This window comes from Streptomyces sp. NPDC025784, from assembly GCF_055558435.1.
On record NZ_JBVHMN010000014.1, the window covers coordinates 146786 to 160346 of the forward strand.

The window sequence follows — 13561 nt, forward strand, 5'->3', positions numbered from 1 at the left end:
CTGGTTTCAGCAGTTTGCGCCGAATAACAGAAGTTGTTCGCATGGCAGGGCGCGAGGTGGTATAGGCGCCTACTCGCGCCGCCTATGCCGTACGAATGGTCGACGACTCCCCGTGACCGGCCGGGGAGTCGACGTGGGACGTCAGCGGGCCTCAGCCCTCTCCGGTCGCCTTCCGGGTGTGCAACTGCCGTGCCACCTCGGCGATCGAGCCCGAGAGCGAGGGGTACACGGTGAAGGCCTTCGCGATCTGCTCGACCGTCAGATTGTTGTCGACCGCGATCGAGATCGGATGGATCAGTTCCGAGGCGCGCGGCGACACCACGACACCGCCGACCACGATCCCGGTGCCGGGGCGGCAGAAGATCTTGACGAAGCCGTCCCGGATGCCCTGCATCTTGGCGCGCGGGTTGCGCAGCAGCGGCAGCTTCACGACGCGGGCCTCGATCTTGCCGGCGTCGACGTCCGCCTGGGTGTAACCCACGGTGGCGATCTCGGGGTCGGTGAAGACGTTCGACGAGACCGTCTTCAGGTTCAGCGGGGCCACCGCGTCGCCGAGGAAGTGGTACATGGCGATACGGCCCTGCATGGCCGCCACGGACGCGAGAGCGAACACACCGGTCACGTCACCGGCCGCGTACACACCCGGAGCGGTCGTCCGCGACACCTTGTCGGTCCAGATGTGACCGGAGTCCCTGACCTTGACGCCGGCTTCCTCCAGGCCCATCCCGCTGCTGTTCGGGATGGCGCCGACCGCCATCAGGCAGTGCGAGCCGCTGATGACCCGGCCGTCGGAGAGCGTGACCTCGACGCGGTCACCGACCCGCTTGGCGGACTCCGCGCGGGAACGCGCCATGACGTTCATGCCGCGGCGGCGGAAGACGTCCTCCAGGACGGCCGCCGCGTCGGGGTCCTCGCCGGGCAGCACCCGGTCGCGGCTGGAGACCAGCGTGACGCGCGAGCCGAGCGCCTGGTAGGCGCCCGCGAACTCGGCGCCGGTGACACCGGAACCGACCACGATGAGTTCCTCGGGGAGCTCGTCGAGGTCGTAGACCTGGGTCCAGTTCAGGATGCGCTCGCCGTCGGGCTGCGCGTCGGGCAGCTCGCGGGGGTGACCGCCGGTCGCGATGAGCACGGCGTCGGCGACGAGCGTCTCCTCGGTGCCGTCCGCGGCCCGCACGACGACCTTGCGGGAGCCGTCCAGAGCCTGCATGCCCTCCAGGCGCCCCCGGCCGCGCAGGACGCGTGCGCCGGCACGCGTGACGGAGGCCGTGATGTCGTGCGACTGGGCGAGCGCGAGACGCTTCACACGGCGGTTGACCTTGCCGAGATCGACGCCGACCACCTTGGCCGCCTGCTCCAGCGGAGGCGTGTCGTCGGCGACGATGATCCCCAGCTCCTCGTACGAGGAGTCGAAGGTGGTCATCACCTCGGCCGTGGCGATAAGGGTCTTCGACGGCACGCAGTCGGTGAGCACCGACGCCCCGCCCAGACCGTCGCAGTCGACGACGGTCACCTCCGCGCCGAGCTGGGCGGCCACCAGGGCCGCCTCGTATCCGCCGGGTCCGCCACCGATGATCACGATCCGAGTCACGTACTCCATTGTCCCGCACGCTTCAAGGTGCCGACGCCCCGGGGGCCGACGCGCGTGCTTTCGAGCCACTTCTGTTACGCGAGAGGCGCACGGGTCCGCTGCCGTACCCTCGACCGCATGTCGCTCTACGCCGCGTACGCCGGCAATCTCGACCCGCGGCTGATGACGCGCCGCGCCCCGCATTCGCCGCTGCGCGCCATCGGCTGGCTGAACGGCTGGCGGCTCACGTTCGGCGGGGAGCACATGGGCTGGGAGGGCGCGCTCGCGACGATCGTCGAGGCGCCCGGCTCGCAGGTGTTCGTGGCGCTGTACGACATCGCCCCGCCGGACGAGGACTCCATGGACCGCTGGGAGGGGGTCGGCCTCGACGTCTACCGGCGGATGCGCGTACGCGTGCACACGCTGGAGGGCGAGGAGTCCGCGTGGGTGTACGTCCTCAACGGGTACGAGGGCGGTCTCCCCTCGGCGCGCTACCTCGGCGAGGTCGCCGACGCGGCGGAGTCGGCCGGGGCCCCGCACGACTACGTCATGGAGCTCCGCAAGCGGCCCTGCTGAGCCCGCCCTCGAAGATCGTCTTCCCCGTCCTTCGCCGCACGTCTTGTCGGAAACGACAAGACAACGATCGCAAGACCGTGAGCTCCATCATCTACGCGCGTAGGCCAAGACCGGCTACGCTCATCCGCGTGAACGCATCTCTTCTTCCGGACGACATCCAGGGCGACCCCTACGCCGCCGCCGACGCCGCCGCCTCGCGTCTGCGCGAGCTGACGGGCGCCGAGACCCACGACGTCGCCCTCGTGATGGGCTCCGGCTGGGCTCCGGCCGTGGACGCCCTCGGCTCCCCCGAGGCCGAGTTCCAGGTCACCGAGCTGCCCGGGTTCCCCCCGCCGGCCGTCGAGGGGCACGGCGGCACGATCCGCTCGTACCGGCTCGGCGACAAGCGCGCCCTGGTCTTCCTGGGCCGCACCCACTACTACGAGGGTCGCGGCGTCGCCTCCGTCGCGCACGGCGTGCGGACCGCCGTCGCCGCCGGCTGCAAGACCATCGTGCTCACCAACGGCTGCGGCGGTCTGCGCGAGGGCATGCGCCCCGGGCAGCCGGTGCTGATCAGCGACCACATCAACCTGACGGCCGCCTCGCCGATCGTCGGCGCGAACTTCGTGGACCTGACGGACCTGTACTCGCCGCGGCTGCGCGCGCTGTGCAAGGAGGTCGACCCCAGCCTGGAGGAGGGCGTCTACGCGCAGTTCCCCGGGCCGCACTACGAGACCCCCGCCGAGATCCGGATGGCCCGGGTCATCGGCGCGGACCTGGTGGGCATGTCGACGACCCTGGAAGCCATCGCCGCGCGTGAGGCGGGCGCCGAGGTGCTCGGCATCTCCCTCGTCACCAACCTCGCCGCCGGTATGACGGGCGAACCCCTCAACCACGAGGAGGTCCTCCAGGCCGGCCGCGACTCCGCCGCCCGCATGGGCGAGCTGCTCACCCAGGTGCTGGACCGGCTGTAGTCCGGCTTCGGCCGCGGTTCCCCCGGCCCCTGGGGGACGACAGGGGCGCAGGGGCGGACCCGCCGTGACGGCCGCCGGCGACGTAGAAGACGAAGAGAGAGGTTCACCCGAGGTGCAGGACGAACTCATCGCACGGGCCGAGGCGTGGCTGGCCGAGGACCCCGACGCGGACACCCGTGCGGAACTCGCCGCGCTGATCGACGCCGGGGACGTCACGGAGATCGCCGCGCGCTTCGGCGGCACCCTGCAGTTCGGCACCGCCGGCCTGCGTGGCGAGCTCGGCGCGGGCCCGATGCGGATGAACCGCTCCGTCGTCCTACGCGCCGCCGCGGGCCTGGCCGCCTACCTGAAGGCCGGCGGACAGGCCGGCGGTCTCGTCGTCATCGGCTACGACGCCCGTCACAAGTCCGCGGACTTCGCGCGCGACACCGCGGCGGTGATGACCGGCGCGGGGCTGCGCGCCGCCGTGCTCCCCCGGCCGCTGCCCACCCCCGTCCTCGCCTTCGCCATCCGGCATCTCGGCGCCGTGGCGGGCGTCGAGGTCACCGCCAGCCACAACCCGCCCCGCGACAACGGCTACAAGGTCTACCTGGGCGACGGCTCGCAGATCGTCCCTCCGGCGGACGCGGAGATCGCGGCCGAGATCGACGCCGTCCGCGCGCTCGCCGACGTGCCCCGTCCGGAGTCCGGCTGGGAGATCCTCGGCGAGGACGTCCTGGACGCCTATCTGGCCCGTACGGACGCCGTGCTGGCCGAGGGGTCGCCGCGCACCGCCCGCACCGTCTACACGGCGATGCACGGCGTCGGCAAGGACGTACTGCTCGCGGCCTTCGACCGGGCGGGGTTCCCCGCGCCGGTCCTGGTCGCCGAACAGGCCGAGCCGGACCCGGACTTCCCCACCGTCGCCTTCCCGAACCCGGAAGAGCCCGGCGCGATGGACCTCGCCTTCGCGAAGGCCCGCGAGACCGGCCCCGACCTGATCGTCGCGAACGACCCCGACGCCGACCGCTGCGCGGTGGCCGTCAGGGAGCGCGGCGAAGCGGGCGACTGGCGGATGCTGCGCGGTGACGAGGTCGGCGCGCTGCTCGGCGAGCACCTGGTGCGCCGCGGGGCGCGCGGCACCTTCGCCGAGTCGATCGTCTCGTCGTCGTTGCTCGGCCGGATCGCCGAGAAGGCCGGCCTGCCGTACGTGGAGACCCTCACGGGCTTCAAGTGGATCGCCCGCGCGGACGGGCTGCGCTACGGGTACGAGGAGGCGCTCGGCTACTGCGTCGACCCGGACGGCGTGCGCGACAAGGACGGCATCACCGCCGCCCTCCTGATCACCGAGCTCGCCTCCGAGCTCAAGGAGCAGGGACGGACCCTGCTGGACCTCCTCGACGACATCGCCGTCGAGTACGGCCTGCACGCCACCGACCAGCTGTCGGTCCGGGTGGAGGACCTGTCCGTCATCGCCGACGCCATGCTGCGCCTGCGCGAGCGGCCGCCGACGCGGCTCGGCGGTCTGGCGATCACGAACGCCGAGGACCTGACCAAGGGCACGGACACCCTCCCGCCCACCGACGGCCTGCGTTACACGCTGGACGGCGCACGGGTCGTCGTCCGCCCGAGCGGCACGGAGCCGAAGCTGAAGTGCTACCTGGAGGTCGTGGTGCCCGTGGGCTCCCGGGACGGCCTCCCCGAGGCCCACGCCGAGGCCGCCGCGCTGCTCGCGGCGATCAAGCGGGACCTGTCGGCCGCGGCCGGCATCTGAGGCCGCCCGGTGCGGGCCCGTCGAACGGACGGGCCCGTGCCGAACACCTTTCCCATCAGCGCCCTTACGGGTGATTTCCGCACGGCAGTTGTCGCAGCACTCCCGGGCGCCACCGCGGGACCGAGGCACGGTTACCGGTAGCGCACCGCCGAGTCCCAGGAGCTGCCGCGTGTCCTCGACCGTTTCCCGGCCGACAACCGCCCCACCCCGGAACGCCCCGAGCGGACTCTCCCCCACCCCCCGGCGCCCGCCGCGGCGGGTCACCGTCGCGGCCCGGTTCCGCGCCGCGCTGCGCCGCGCGGCGCCCGCCCTGCTCGCCTACGCGGCCGTACGCCTCGCCGGCCTCCTCGTGCTCACCGTGTGGGCGCACCGCCGGCACCACGGCGTCTGGCCGCTGCTGGCGACGAAGTGGGACGCGGACTGGTACCTCGGCATCGCCGACCACGGCTACACGCGTCTGCTGGGCGCCGCCTACGACGCCAACAACCTCGCCTTCTTCCCGCTGTACCCGGTGCTCGTCAAGGCGATCGCCGCCGTCACTCCGGGCACCCGTGCCACGACCGGCGTCGCCATCGCCGTCGTGGGCTCCTTCGCCGCCGCCTGGGGGATCCACGCGGTGGGCAGCCATCTGCACGGCCGCCGCGTGGGTGTCCTGCTGACCGTGCTGTGGGCGGCGCTCCCGGTGGGCCTGGTCCAGTGGATGGGGTACACGGAGTCGCTGTTCACCGCGTTCGCCGCGTGGTCGCTGTACGCGGTGCTCACCGGCCGCTGGCTCTGGGCCGGTCCGCTGGCGGCGCTGTCGGGGCTGACCCGCCCGACGGGCATCGCGGTCGCCGCGGCGGTCACCGTCACCGCCCTGCTGTCGCTGCGCCGCGGGTTCTCGGCCCGCGCGCTCGCGGCGGCCCTGACCGCCCCCGCCGGCTGGCTGGCGTACGTCGGCTGGGTGGGCGTACGGGTGCACCGCTGGGACGGCTACTTCGCCGTCCAGCGGCTGTGGCACAACGAGTGGGACGGCGGCACCGAGACTCTGCGCCGGCTGCGGGAGATCCTCGGGCGGGACTCGGCGCCCGAACTGTTCCTCGTCATGGTCACCGTGACGCTGCTGGTGTCCGTCGCCCTGTACGCCCTGTCCCTCTGGGACCGCCAGCCGCTCCCGCTGCTGGTCTTCACCGGGGTCCTGCTGCTGATCGTCCTCGGCAGCGGGGGCGTCTACTTCCCGCGGGCCCGCTTCCTGCTGCCCGGCTTCCCGCTGCTGCTCCCGGCGGCCCTGCACCTGGCCCGGTCCTCGCCCCGGTTCCGGACCGTGGCACTGACCGGCGCGATCGTGCTCTCGGCGTACTGCAGCGCGTACATGGCGCTGGTGTGGCCGAGCGCGCCGTGACCGGGCCGCCCCGCGGGTGTGCGGGTCAGCCCGTCGCCAGCAGGATGACGAGCAGGACCGCCCCGGCGATCGCGGGTCCCATCACCTCGTACGCCCAGCGCACGGTGACCTCGCCCTGTGCGCTCCGCTCGCCGGCCCTGGCCTCCGCGAGCTGGCGCAGATCGTCCATGATCTGGTCGGTCGTGGTGCGGGTCGGCGCGGTGGCGGGCTGGTGGGAGCGGCCGAGGCCCATCGGCGACGGACGGCCCGCCGAGCCCGGACGGCGTCCGTCGCCGCCGGCGGCACGCGCCTGCTGCTTGGTGACCTTCTTGCGGGCGCGCAGCGAGACGGGCACCGCCCACAACTGGTACTTCGTGCCGGAGGCGGCGACGACCTCGTTGGAGTAGCTGGAGCGCAGGGAGGCGACCTGGGCCCAGGGCAGCACGATGACGCGGAACGGGTTGCGGACGCGCAGCCTGTCCTCGTTCGCGAAGACCGCGGGCCGCAGGGTGAACGCGGACACGAGCGGGACGACGAGGATCAGCGCGGCGAGGGCCAGCCAGGGGGTGCGGCCGTGCCCCGAGATCAGTGCGTCCACGCCGAGCCAGCCCGCGATGAGGAGCAGCAGGGCGCCGCCCGCGATACCGGCGGGCGACCGGTAGATCCGGTCCTTCGACTCGGGTCGCGAGGCGTCCGGTACAGGTGACTGGGGGTCCGGGGTGCTCATGGCCCCGATTGTGCCCGACGCCCCCACCACCCCCACCCCTACCCCGCCCACCAGCCGCCCCCGGCCTCCCGGAAGCCTCCCCGCCGACCGGCACCCCCACGGGCCACCTGCACGTCTTCACCCCACCAGCCGGCCGACCCCGGCCCGCCACATGCTTCGCCTCCGCCCAGCCGCCCCGAGCCCTCCGAACCTTCCCCACCACCCGACCCGCCCACCAGGTGACTCGCCCGCCCCGACGCTCCCCTTGCCCCGCCGGGGGCCTCCAGCCCCTCCCGTCCCGCGCCCCCTCGCTCCGGCCGGGAAGCCCCGGCCCTCCCACGCTCCCCGGGAAGATCCAGCCCCTCCGGCGCCTGAGGAGCGGGGTCCGGGGCGGGGAGCCCGGGGGCGAGGGACGGGCAGGGGCGGAGGGGGGGGCGAAATCCCGTCCGGCCCCGGAACGGGGAGCATCCTGCCCCAGAATGGGGAGGAACGGACGGGACCACCCCGACCCGGAGACCGAGCGCGGACGGACAGCCGAGACCACGGCCCGGCCCCCGCCCCGCCCAGGGAGCGCCCCCACACGGAGAGCGAAGAAAGCGCCCACTCCCGCCCCGGGGGTGTACAGCCGCTACGCGCGTAGATATGCTCGTCTGGTGACCATGCCCACCTCTGCACCCGCTGCCCTCGCCGACGCCACCGCGTCCGACAGCACGCTGCGCCGCTTCCTCCACGGGCTGCCCGGCGTCGACGCGGTCGGACTGGAGGCGCGCGCCGCCTCGCTCGGCACCCGTTCCATCAAGACCACCGCGAAGGCGTACGCCATCGACCTCGCCATCTCGATGGTCGACCTGACGACGCTGGAAGGCGCGGACACCCCGGGCAAGGTCCGGGCGCTCGGCGCCAAGGCGGTCCACCCCGATCCGACCGACCCCGCGACCCCCACCACGGCCGCGGTGTGCGTCTATCCCGACATGGTGGCCGTCGCCAAGGAGGCCGTCGCCGGCTCCGGCGTGAAGGTCGCCTCGGTGGCCACCGCCTTCCCGGCGGGCCGCGCCGCGCTCGACGTGAAGCTGGCCGACGTGCGAGACGCCGTCGCCGCGGGCGCCGACGAGATCGACATGGTCATCGACCGCGGGGCCTTCCTCGCGGGCCACTACATGAAGGTGTACGAGGAGATCGTCGCCGTGAAGGAGGCCTCGGGCGCCGCGCGCCTGAAGGTCATCTTCGAGACCGGCGAGCTGTCGACGTACGACAACATCCGCCGCGCCTCCTGGCTCGGCATGCTGGCCGGCGCGGACTTCATCAAGACCTCCACCGGCAAGGTCGCCGTGAACGCGACGCCGGCGAACACGCTGCTCATGCTGGAGGCGGTGCGCGACTTCCGCGCGCAGACCGGGGTGCAGGTCGGCGTGAAGCCGGCCGGCGGGATCCGCACCTCCAAGGACGCCATCAAGTTCCTGGTCCTGGTGAACGAGACGGCGGGCGAGGACTGGCTCGACAACCACTGGTTCCGCTTCGGCGCCTCCTCGCTCCTGAACGACCTGCTGATGCAGCGTCAGAAGCTCGCCACCGGCCGCTACTCCGGCCCCGACTACGTGACGGTGGACTGATCACCATGACCATCGAGAAGCGGTCATCCGCATTCGAGTACGCGCCCGCGCCGGAGTCCCGCGCGGTCGTCGACATCGCCCCGTCGTACGGGCTCTTCATCGACGGCGAGTTCACCGAGGCGGCGGACGGCAGGGTCTTCAAGACCGTCAGCCCCGCCACCGAGGAGGTCCTGTCCGAGGTCGCCCAGGCCGGTGCCGAGGACGTCGACCGCGCCGTGAAGGCGGCCCGCAAGGCGTTCGAGAAGTGGTCGGCACTGCCCGGCTCCGAGCGTGCCAAGTACCTCTTCCGCATCGCGCGGATCATCCAGGAGCGCTCCCGCGAGCTCGCCGTCCTGGAGACGCTGGACAACGGCAAGCCCATCAAGGAGACCCGCGACGCCGACCTTCCCCTGGTCGCCGCGCACTTCTTCTACTACGCGGGCTGGGCCGACAAGCTCGACCACGCCGGCTTCGGCGCGGACCCCCGGCCTCTCGGCGTCGCGGGCCAGGTCATCCCCTGGAACTTCCCGCTGCTCATGCTGGCCTGGAAGATCGCCCCGGCGCTGGCGACCGGCAACACGGTCGTGCTGAAGCCGGCCGAGACCACGCCGCTGAGTGCCCTGTTCTTCGCGGACATCTGCCGCCAGGCGGGCCTGCCCAAGGGCGTCGTCAACATCCTTCCGGGGTACGGCGACGCGGGCGCTGCGCTCGTCGAGCACCCGGACGTGAACAAGGTGGCCTTCACCGGCTCCACCGCCGTCGGCAAGGCGATCGCCCGTCAGGTCGCGGGCACCGACAAGAAGGTCACGCTCGAACTGGGCGGCAAGGGCGCGAACATCGTCTTCGACGACGCCCCGATCGACCAGGCCGTCGAGGGCATCGTCGGCGGCATCTTCTTCAACCAGGGCCAGGTCTGCTGCGCGGGCTCCCGCCTGCTCGTCCAGGAGTCGATCCACGACGAGCTGCTGGACTCCCTCAAGCGCCGGCTGTCCACCCTGCGGCTGGGCGACCCGCTCGACAAGAACACCGACATCGGCGCGATCAACTCCGCCGAGCAGCTGGCGCGGATCACCGCGCTCGCGGACAAGGGCGAGGCCGAGGGCGCCGAGCGCTGGTCGCCGGCCTGCGAACTGCCCTCGTCCGGCTACTGGTTCGCGCCGACGCTGTTCACGAACGTCACCCAGGCGCACACCATCGCCCGGGACGAGATCTTCGGCCCGGTGCTGTCGGTCCTGACCTTCCGCACCCCGGACGAGGCGGTCGCCAAGGCCAACAACTCCCAGTACGGCCTGTCGGCGGGCATCTGGACGGAGAAGGGCTCCCGCATCCTGGCGGTGGCGAACAAGCTCCGCGCCGGTGTCGTCTGGTCCAACACGTTCAACAAGTTCGACCCGACCTCGCCGTTCGGCGGCTACAAGGAGTCGGGCTTCGGCCGCGAGGGCGGTCGTCACGGCCTGGAGGCGTACCTCGATGTCTGACCGTTTGAGCGTCTTCAAGACCTACAAGCTGTACGTGGGCGGGAAGTTCCCGCGTTCCGAGAGCGGCCGGGTGTTCGAGGTGACCGACTCCAAGGGCAAGTGGCTGGCGAACGCGCCGCAGTCGAGCCGCAAGGACGCCCGTGACGCGGTCGTCGCCGCGCGCAAGGCGTTCGGCGGCTGGTCCGGGGCGACGGCGTACAACCGCGGCCAGGTCCTCTACCGCGTCGCGGAGATGCTGGAGGGCCGCAAGGAGCAGTTCGTGCGGGAGGTCGCGGACGCCGAGGGGCTGTCGAAGTCGAAGGCCGCGGCCGTCGTGGACGCGACGATCGACCGGTGGGTCTGGTACGCGGGCTGGACGGACAAGATCGCCCAGGTCGTGGGCGGCGGCAACCCGGTCGCGGGCCCGTACTTCAACCTGTCCACGCCCGAGCCGACGGGTGTCGTGGCGGTGCTGGCCCCGCAGGAGTCGTCCTTCCTGGGTCTGGTCTCGGTGCTCGCCCCGGTGATCGCGACCGGCAACACGGCCGTCGTGGTCACCAGCGAGAAGTCCCCTCTCCCGGCGCTGTCGCTGGGCGAGGTGCTGGCGACCTCCGACGTCCCCGGCGGTGTCGTCAACGTGCTGTCGGGCCGGACCGCGGAGATCGCGGCACCGCTGGCCGCGCACCAGGACGTCAACGCGATCGACCTCGCGGGCGCCGACGACGTCCTGGCGAAGGAGCTGGAGATCGCCGCCGCGGACAATCTCAAGCGGGTCGTCCGTCCACAGGCTGTGGATTATTTTGCGACGCCCGGCATCGAGCGCCTCACGGCGTTCCTGGAGACGAAGACCGTCTGGCACCCGACCGGCGCGCTGGGCGCGTCCGGCTCGTCCTACTGAGGCCTTCGTCCCGCGCCTCGCACCGAGGACCCGGGACCCCGATCCGTGTCCCCGGGGTCCCGCACGACAGAGAGCCGCGCTTCCCCTCCGTCCGGGGGGAGCGCGGCTCTCTCGCGTCCGGCGTCAGCCGTGCAGCAGGCCCGTCGCCTGGCCGAGGACCGGGATGCTGCCCACCGACGGCGCCTGCGCGAGCGGCCGGGTCAGCGACTGCGACGACAGCGGCTTGAAGTCGGCGAGCTGCGTGCCCACCCCGTTGTCGAGCGGGTCCACTCCGGTGCCGGCCAGCGGGTTGGGCTTCAGTCCCTCCACAGGGCCGGTCACGTATCCCACGGTGCCGGTCAGGGCCTCGACGCCCGCCTGCGGGTCGAGGTTGCCCATGGTGGTGGGCCGGGTGCGCATGACGTCCACGGCGGGGGCCGTGTCCGCGAAGGCCGGGGTGGCCGCGGCCGCGCCGGCAGCGACCACCCCGACCGCGGCGGCGATGCGCGCGGTGGTGCGGGCCATGGTGGTCTGCCGGGCTGCGTGTCGCGCCATCAGATTTCCTCTTCGAAGAGCGGAGAGCAACGTGAACGACACGCACAGTAGTTGACCCGTGTGCGTTCCGGGCCGTCCCGGCGGCGGATTCGCCCCTGCGGGTCATAGGGCATATCAGCGCCAGTCCACCGTGTGCGCCAGCCGTACCCCGTGCGTGGTGAAGTCGATCTCGATCAGGTCCTGGCCGGCCCTGGTGAAGCCGCTGTGGAAACCGCTGCGGTCGGCGCCGATGTAGACGTAGTGCACCCGTCCGGGGTGGCTCAGCCCTTCGTACGAGAAAAGTTCGGCCATCATGTCGCGCAGGCCGTAGTGCAGCGCCTTGGCCCTGGACGGGCTGCGGGAACGCACCCTGGCGCCCGCCACCGCCTCATGACCGACCCCGGTATCCCGCCCGAACGCGCCGAGCTGCCCCCGCCGGCCGAATCCGTGGCCTATGTGAAGGAGCTGGGCAAGTCGACGGCGGCCGAGGTGCTGCGCGCGGCGCGGACGGAGGGATCTGCGGCGACCTCGCCGGGCGCGGACTGGTCGTGGACCGGGAGCTGTTCGGCACGCTGACCGCCGTGCTCGTACCGCCGTCGAGCTCCCTGGCGATCAGCGTCCTGGAGGCGGTGGCGGCGGCGCGCGAGGGCGTGCGCTGCGTGTCGGTGGCGTACCCGCAGGGCGGACACTTCGAGCAGGACGTGGCCGCGCTGCGGGCGATCCACTCGCCGGGCGCCCGCTGTCTGCCCGCGGACGTCGAAGTGCACGCCGTGCTGCACGAGTTCATGGGCGTCCTCCCCCGCGAGCGGTCGCACGCGGACGACCTGATCCTGTACGGCGCCCTGGTCGCGCGGCTCGGCGGCGCCACCAAGCTGATCACCAAGACATACCCGGCCACGGAGACCGTCACGGGCTGATTCCCGCGGGGCCGGGGCGGGCCCGGAGAGGGGGATAATGTCCTGGAGGCGTCCGACGCGTGGCGAAGCCAGGCCGATTCACAGAAGGTCCAGAACATTGGGTACCCAGCCCCCGATACCCACCCGTGTGGTGCTGCTCTGCGGCCCCTCCGGCTCCGGGAAGTCCCTTCTCGCGGCGGACTCCGGGCTCCCCGTCCTCCGGCTCGACGACTTCTACAAGGAGGGCACCGACCCCACGCTGCCGCTGGTCGAGGACAGCCAGGACATCGACTGGGACCATCCGCTGTCCTGGGACGCGGACACGGCGGTCGCCGCGATCGAGCAGCTGTGCCGTACGGGCGGGACGACGGTCCCCGTGTACGACATCTCGCTGAGCGCCCGCGCCGGCAGCGAGACGCTGCGCTTCGAGCGGACGCCGCTGTTCATCGCGGAGGGGGTCTTCGCCGCGGAGATCGTGGAGCGCTGCCGGGAGCTGGGTCTGCTGGCGGACGCGCTGTGCCTGTCGCGCGGTCCGGTCACCACGTTCCGCCGCCGGTTCGTGCGCGATCTGCGCGAGGGCCGCAAGTCGGTGCCGTTCCTGCTGCGCCGCGGCTGGCGGCTGATGCGCGCCGAGCGCTCGATCGTGGCGCGCCAGGCGGCTCTGGGCGCGCACCCCTGTGACAAGGCCGAGGCGCTGGGCCGGCTGACCGCCGCTGCCGCCGGACGCCGGGTGACCGCGCGCCCGACGGCGGCATAGCGGCCCGGCACCCGGCGGCGCGGGGCGGGTCAGCCGCCCGGGCAGCCCGCGGTGGCGCCGGACCAGCAGTGCGAGGACCACTTGTTGTCGTCCGAGCCGGTGAAGTTCGTGGAGGCGCCGGCCGGCACGCCCCACCTGTCCCCCGCCCAGTTGTCCAGCTGGTAGAACCACAGGTTGTTGTCGGGGTCCCTGTTCTTGGCCGCGCTCGCCTTGTTGTCGATGGTGGTCGACGTGCCGTGGAAGACGAGACCGCTGTAACTCTTCTTGCTGGACAGCGTGTCGTAGATGCCGCCCGAGTAGTCCGCGAGGCGGTAAATGCAGGCTTCGTCCGTGTTGCAGGTGCCGTCGTTGCTGGCTGCCTGCGCGGGGGTCGTCGCGGCGAGGATCGCGGCGACGGACATCGCCGATGCGGCCGCGAGAACGCGTGCGCTTCTCATTCCGTACCCTTCTTTCCGGCGCTGTGGGGCCCACCGCCCGTGCGGGCGGAGAGCGCCGTACTGCGCTCGTGACCCTGGCACATCGGCCGGCGCCGC

General features: G+C 72.4%; 15 protein-coding genes. 10 read left to right on the top strand and 5 right to left on the bottom strand.

Annotated features, from left to right (window positions below; translation table 11 throughout):
- Positions 1–151: 151 nt before the first annotated feature.
- Entirely contained in the window at positions 152–1600 is a 1449-nt protein-coding gene (locus tag ACZ4IF_RS28945; RefSeq protein WP_345656388.1) for an NAD(P)H-quinone dehydrogenase, read from the bottom strand.
- Between the two features lie 108 nt (positions 1601–1708).
- Here ACZ4IF_RS28945 and ACZ4IF_RS28950 point away from each other — a divergent pair, with 108 nt between their 5' ends.
- The 4 genes from ACZ4IF_RS28950 (at position 1709) to ACZ4IF_RS28965 (ending at position 6233) form a co-directional block, all read left to right on the top strand.
- Positions 1709–2146: a gamma-glutamylcyclotransferase family protein gene (locus ACZ4IF_RS28950; RefSeq protein ID WP_095936238.1), complete on the top strand. Its 438-nt coding sequence runs from the start codon at positions 1709–1711 to the stop codon at positions 2144–2146.
- Between the two features lie 128 nt (positions 2147–2274).
- Positions 2275–3099 carry a purine-nucleoside phosphorylase gene (locus tag ACZ4IF_RS28955; protein WP_095936237.1) on the top strand — a complete coding sequence of 275 codons (825 nt, stop codon included), beginning with the start codon at positions 2275–2277 and terminating at the stop codon, positions 3097–3099.
- A gap of 112 nt (positions 3100–3211) precedes the next feature.
- Positions 3212–4852: a phospho-sugar mutase gene (locus ACZ4IF_RS28960; protein ID WP_467567969.1), complete on the top strand. Its 1641-nt coding sequence runs from the start codon at positions 3212–3214 to the stop codon at positions 4850–4852.
- A gap of 169 nt (positions 4853–5021) precedes the next feature.
- Positions 5022–6233: a hypothetical protein gene (locus tag ACZ4IF_RS28965; protein ID WP_467567971.1), complete on the top strand. Its 1212-nt coding sequence runs from the start codon at positions 5022–5024 to the stop codon at positions 6231–6233.
- A gap of 25 nt (positions 6234–6258) precedes the next feature.
- Here ACZ4IF_RS28965 and ACZ4IF_RS28970 read toward each other — a convergent pair whose 3' ends face one another.
- Positions 6259–6939 carry a PH domain-containing protein gene (locus tag ACZ4IF_RS28970; protein ID WP_467567973.1) on the bottom strand — a complete coding sequence of 227 codons (681 nt, stop codon included), beginning with the start codon at positions 6937–6939 and terminating at the stop codon, positions 6259–6261.
- A 638-nt stretch (positions 6940–7577) separates the two neighbouring features.
- Between ACZ4IF_RS28970 and deoC the strand changes: the two genes are divergently transcribed.
- Genes deoC through ACZ4IF_RS28985 form a run of 3 tightly spaced genes read left to right on the top strand, consistent with a single transcriptional unit; the run spans position 7578 to position 10862 of the window.
- Positions 7578–8528 (top strand): deoxyribose-phosphate aldolase, encoded by a 951-nt coding sequence (gene deoC, locus ACZ4IF_RS28975; RefSeq protein WP_037765347.1) that lies wholly within the window; start codon positions 7578–7580, stop codon positions 8526–8528.
- Positions 8529–8533: 5 nt separating this feature from the next.
- Positions 8534–9985, top strand: a complete 1452-nt coding sequence (locus ACZ4IF_RS28980; RefSeq protein ID WP_426677299.1) for an aldehyde dehydrogenase family protein — start codon at positions 8534–8536, stop codon at positions 9983–9985.
- On the top strand, positions 9978–10862 hold the full coding sequence (locus tag ACZ4IF_RS28985) for an aldehyde dehydrogenase family protein (protein ID WP_467567976.1): 885 nt from the start codon (positions 9978–9980) through the stop codon (positions 10860–10862). Before ACZ4IF_RS28980 ends, ACZ4IF_RS28985 begins: the two co-directional genes overlap by 8 nt.
- 123 nt (positions 10863–10985) lie before the next feature.
- Here the strand turns inward: ACZ4IF_RS28985 and ACZ4IF_RS28990 are convergent, their stop codons facing one another.
- Both ACZ4IF_RS28990 and ACZ4IF_RS28995 read right to left on the bottom strand, forming a co-directional pair.
- Entirely contained in the window at positions 10986–11396 is a 411-nt protein-coding gene (locus tag ACZ4IF_RS28990) for a hypothetical protein (protein WP_467567978.1), read from the bottom strand.
- A gap of 114 nt (positions 11397–11510) precedes the next feature.
- On the bottom strand, positions 11511–11744 hold the full coding sequence (locus ACZ4IF_RS28995; RefSeq protein WP_467567980.1) for a hypothetical protein: 234 nt from the start codon (positions 11742–11744) through the stop codon (positions 11511–11513).
- Between the two features lie 21 nt (positions 11745–11765).
- Here ACZ4IF_RS28995 and ACZ4IF_RS29000 point away from each other — a divergent pair, with 21 nt between their 5' ends.
- The 3 genes from ACZ4IF_RS29000 (at position 11766) to ACZ4IF_RS29010 (ending at position 13028) form a co-directional block, all read left to right on the top strand.
- Positions 11766–11951 (top strand): hypothetical protein, encoded by a 186-nt coding sequence (locus ACZ4IF_RS29000; protein ID WP_467567982.1) that lies wholly within the window; start codon positions 11766–11768, stop codon positions 11949–11951.
- Positions 11924–12292: a hypothetical protein gene (locus ACZ4IF_RS29005; protein WP_467567984.1), complete on the top strand. Its 369-nt coding sequence runs from the start codon at positions 11924–11926 to the stop codon at positions 12290–12292. The genes ACZ4IF_RS29000 and ACZ4IF_RS29005 overlap by 28 nt, the downstream gene beginning before the upstream one ends.
- Before the next feature lie 97 nt (positions 12293–12389).
- Positions 12390–13028 carry a uridine kinase family protein gene (locus ACZ4IF_RS29010; protein WP_467567986.1) on the top strand — a complete coding sequence of 213 codons (639 nt, stop codon included), beginning with the start codon at positions 12390–12392 and terminating at the stop codon, positions 13026–13028.
- A 29-nt stretch (positions 13029–13057) separates the two neighbouring features.
- On the opposite strand, the gene ACZ4IF_RS29015 is transcribed toward ACZ4IF_RS29010, so the two are convergent.
- On the bottom strand, positions 13058–13465 hold the full coding sequence (locus ACZ4IF_RS29015; protein WP_345656364.1) for a peptidase inhibitor family I36 protein: 408 nt from the start codon (positions 13463–13465) through the stop codon (positions 13058–13060).
- Positions 13466–13561: the final 96 nt, after the last annotated feature.

Coding starts and splice junctions, on each gene's coding strand:
- ACZ4IF_RS28985 (WP_467567976.1), top strand. CDS start 9,978: ATGTCTGACCGTTTGAGCGTCTTCAAGACCTACAAGCTGTACGTGGGC.
- ACZ4IF_RS28970 (WP_467567973.1), bottom strand. CDS start 6,939: ATGAGCACCCCGGACCCCCAGTCACCTGTACCGGACGCCTCGCGACCC.
- ACZ4IF_RS29015 (WP_345656364.1), bottom strand. CDS start 13,465: ATGAGAAGCGCACGCGTTCTCGCGGCCGCATCGGCGATGTCCGTCGCC.
- ACZ4IF_RS28980 (WP_426677299.1), top strand. CDS start 8,534: ATGACCATCGAGAAGCGGTCATCCGCATTCGAGTACGCGCCCGCGCCG.
- ACZ4IF_RS28950 (WP_095936238.1), top strand. CDS start 1,709: ATGTCGCTCTACGCCGCGTACGCCGGCAATCTCGACCCGCGGCTGATG.
- ACZ4IF_RS28990 (WP_467567978.1), bottom strand. CDS start 11,396: ATGGCGCGACACGCAGCCCGGCAGACCACCATGGCCCGCACCACCGCG.
- ACZ4IF_RS28945 (WP_345656388.1), bottom strand. CDS start 1,600: ATGGAGTACGTGACTCGGATCGTGATCATCGGTGGCGGACCCGGCGGA.
- deoC (WP_037765347.1), top strand. CDS start 7,578: ATGCCCACCTCTGCACCCGCTGCCCTCGCCGACGCCACCGCGTCCGAC.
- ACZ4IF_RS29000 (WP_467567982.1), top strand. CDS start 11,766: ATGACCGACCCCGGTATCCCGCCCGAACGCGCCGAGCTGCCCCCGCCG.